The sequence below is a fragment of the Halobacillus sp. BBL2006 genome, from assembly GCF_000786645.1.
GTDB lineage: Bacteria > Bacillota > Bacilli > Bacillales > Halobacillaceae > Halobacillus.
In genome coordinates, this window is sequence record NZ_JRNX01000828.1 from 1 (window position 1) to 3,148 (window position 3,148).

A 3,148-nucleotide genomic window follows, 5' to 3' on the forward strand; every position below is an offset into this window, starting at 1 on the left:
GAAGAGCCGCCCCGCCATGTTATTTTTATTCTAGCTACGACAGAGCCTCATAAAATTCCATTAACGATCATTTCAAGGTGTCAACGCTTTGATTTTAAACGGATTTCTCAGAAAGCCATGGTTGATCGTATGGAGGCAATAACTTCAGCAGAGGAAATCAGCATTGCCCGTGAAGCTCTAGAAATTGTCGCACTGACAGCTGAAGGCGGGATGAGAGATGCTTTGAGCCTGCTTGATCAGGCCATCTCTTATAGTGAAGATGAAGTAACGGTCGATGATGTACTGGCTGTTACAGGATCCGTTTCTCAGGGGAAATTGGCTGAAGTGGTGAGTGCTTTGCACGAGCAAGAGGTGAAGGCAGCCCTTCAGGCAGTTGATGAATTAATTCAGCAAGGGAAAGACCCCGGACGTTTTGTCTTTGATTTGATTTATTACCTTCGCGATGTATTGTTGTTTCAGAGTGCACCTGCTCTCGAGCATCATTTAGAACGTGCGATCCCGGATGAAACTTTCCGAGGTCTGGCAGAACAATTATCCGCCAGCTGGATCCAACAAGCGATTCGAGAATTGAATCAATGCCAGCAAGAGATGAAGTGGACGACAAGTCCGAAAGTGTTCATCGAAATTGCGCTTTTGAATATGGTGGAAGTCCCTTCTTCCTCTTCTGTATCTCAACCAGCCGAAGCGGAAGCCCTTAATCAGTTATCTAAAAAAATCAACGAGCTTGAGAAAGAATTGATGAACCTCAAGCAAAACGGAGGAGCACCACAAGCCCCTGCACCATCGAAGCCGAAGCGGACACCTGCAAAATCCGGAAGAAAAGGCTATAATGTTCCATATGAACGGATTCGTCAGGTGCTGAACGAGGCGTCTAAGGAAGAAATCAAAAAGGTCCAAAGCCGATGGGCTGATTTCATGGATGCATTGAAGCAAAACAACGCTCCTGCTCACGCGACTTTACTGAACAGTAAGCCGAGAGCAGCTTCGTCTAAGGCGTTAGTGTTAGCCTTTCGTTATGATATCCATTGTTCTTTAGCTTTGGAACATCAAAGAACGATTGAGCCTTTATTGACAGAATTCATTGGAAAACCATTAACGATCATTCCTATTCCTGAACAGAACTGGCAGGAATTAAGAGAAGAATATGTGCGTAAGCAGAAGAATTCCCCTGATGACGATGGGGAGGAAGATACAGAGGAGCCGCCTTCTTCTGAAGGAAGCGAAGAGGATCCACTGGTATCTGAAGCACGTAAACTCGTGGGAGATGAGTTAATAGAAATCCAAGATTAATGAAAGAAACTTAAAGGAGGAATTGCCATGCGTGGTGGTGGAAATATGAACAATATGATGAAACAAATGCAGAAAATGCAGAAGAAAATGATGAAAGCTCAAGAAGAGCTTTACGAAATGACTTTTGAATCTTCTGCTGGTGGCGGAATGGTAAAAGTCATTGCTAACGGGAAGAAAGAAATCACGGATATCGAAATTGATGAAGAAGTTGTGGATCCAGAGGACGTAGAAATGCTTCAGGATCTTATCATCACAGCAACAAATGATGTATTGAAGCAAGTCGACGATAAAACGAATGATACTATGGGACAGTTCACGAAAGGTATGCCTGGAGGAATGTTCTAGGAGGAATTTTCATGTATTACCCGGAACCAATATCTAAACTGATCGACAGTTTCACGAAGCTGCCAGGGATCGGCCCTAAGACGGCTGTCCGCCTGGCTTTTTTCGTGTTAGAGATGGAAGAAGACGATGTACTCGATTTTGCTAAATCTTTGGTTAATGCTAAAAGAGAACTGACTCATTGCACGATATGCGGTCATATCACAGACCAAGATCCTTGTTCGATTTGTCAGGACGAGTCACGGGATCAGACATTAATATGTGTGGTTCAAGACCCGAAAGATGTCATTGCTATGGAAAAAATGAAAGAGTTCAGTGGGAAATATCACGTCCTGCACGGAGCTATTTCTCCAATGGATGGCATTGGCCCTGAAGACATTAATGTCGCAAGCTTAATTAACCGACTGAAAGATGAAGGGGTCGAAGAGCTGATCCTGGCCACTAATCCGAACATTGAAGGAGAGGCAACGGCCATGTATATCTCCCGATTAGTGAAGCCGTCCGGGATACGTATGACACGCATCGCTCACGGTCTCCCTGTAGGAGGAGATTTGGAATATGCCGATGAAGTGACGTTATCCAAAGCTCTTGAAGGAAGAAGAGAACTCTAAAAGGGTGGTTGGAATGTTCGGTAGGAATAAAAAGATGACGAAAGAATTCGACCAGCAGCTCCTTTTTAATATTAAAAAGCTTAAACATGAGTGGGAAACATTGAACGCGATCATTGAACAAAGTATTGAGCCGAGTGATGATGGACTGACTCAGTTAGCGCTCGTCAAAGCGAAATACTTCTATCTATTAAGAGAAGCAAGGTTTCGTGGAATCAATGCTTTGTCATAAACCCTGTACTATCTCCCTGCCCCTGTACATATACTGATTTAGAAACAGTATTAATGGACAGGGGGTTTTTTATGGATCCGGTGCTAGTAATATTATTGTTGGGACTTGCCATCCCCTTTTTATTAATTATTGGTTTACCAGCGGCTCCTATTAAATGGGTAGGACAAGCACTGACCAGATTGATCGTAGCTGTCATTCTTCTTTTTTTCTTAAACCTTTTTGGTGCCCAATTTGGATTACATGTTCCTATCAACGGTTTTACAGCTGTTGTGTCCGGTCTGTTGGGGGTGCCGGGGGTTTTGTCGCTGGCCGCAATACATTTATGGGTACTTTAGAAAAGATGAGGATCAAGGTCCTTATCTTTTTTTATGGACTGGGTCACTTGTAATCCAGCAATCTATTTAAAGGAATTCTAAAAAAATAGTAAAAAAGGGTTGCGCTGTTTTTTATAGCATGCTATATTATTACTTGTCGCTTCAACAGAGTGGCGAAGTAAAAAAACAGCTTACAAAAATTCATGTTAAAAAGTTATTGACACATAACGACATCACATGGTATATTAGTAAGCGTCGTTTTAAGAGAGAAGCGAAAAGCCGGAAACGGCTCACAAGAAAATCATGAAAAAAGTTGTTGACTTCAAACAACTAACCATGATATACTAATCAAGTCGCTGTTT

Annotated in this window: 5 protein-coding genes; all 5 read left to right on the plus strand. The window is 42.6% G+C overall.

What is annotated here, in order from left to right; translation table 11 throughout:
• Nucleotides 1-1,290: hypothetical protein (locus LD39_RS20155; RefSeq protein WP_035552767.1), on the plus strand; the 1,290-nt coding region annotated here is incomplete at its 5' end.
• Between the two features lie 27 nt (nt 1,291-1,317).
• On the plus strand, nt 1,318-1,635 hold the full coding sequence (locus tag LD39_RS20160) for a YbaB/EbfC family nucleoid-associated protein (protein WP_035552771.1): 318 nt from the start codon (nt 1,318-1,320) through the stop codon (nt 1,633-1,635).
• An 11-nt stretch (nt 1,636-1,646) separates the two neighbouring features.
• Entirely contained in the window at nt 1,647-2,243 is a 597-nt protein-coding gene (recR, locus tag LD39_RS20165; RefSeq protein ID WP_035552774.1) for a recombination mediator RecR, read from the plus strand.
• A gap of 13 nt (nt 2,244-2,256) precedes the next feature.
• Nucleotides 2,257-2,472 (plus strand): YaaL family protein, encoded by a 216-nt coding sequence (locus tag LD39_RS20170; RefSeq protein WP_035552777.1) that lies wholly within the window; start codon nt 2,257-2,259, stop codon nt 2,470-2,472.
• A 71-nt stretch (nt 2,473-2,543) separates the two neighbouring features.
• Nucleotides 2,544-2,807 carry a pro-sigmaK processing inhibitor BofA family protein gene (locus LD39_RS20175; protein WP_035552780.1) on the plus strand — a complete coding sequence of 88 codons (264 nt, stop codon included), beginning with the start codon at nt 2,544-2,546 and terminating at the stop codon, nt 2,805-2,807.
• Nucleotides 2,808-3,148 lie beyond the last annotated feature (341 nt).

What these genes read in the sequence shown, in the direction of transcription:
- LD39_RS20160 (WP_035552771.1), top strand. Translation starts at nt 1,318, where the DNA reads ATGCGTGGTGGTGGAAATATGAACAATATGATGAAACAAATGCAGAAA.
- recR (WP_035552774.1), top strand. Translation starts at nt 1,647, where the DNA reads ATGTATTACCCGGAACCAATATCTAAACTGATCGACAGTTTCACGAAG.
- LD39_RS20170 (WP_035552777.1), top strand. Translation starts at nt 2,257, where the DNA reads ATGTTCGGTAGGAATAAAAAGATGACGAAAGAATTCGACCAGCAGCTC.
- LD39_RS20175 (WP_035552780.1), top strand. Translation starts at nt 2,544, where the DNA reads ATGGATCCGGTGCTAGTAATATTATTGTTGGGACTTGCCATCCCCTTT.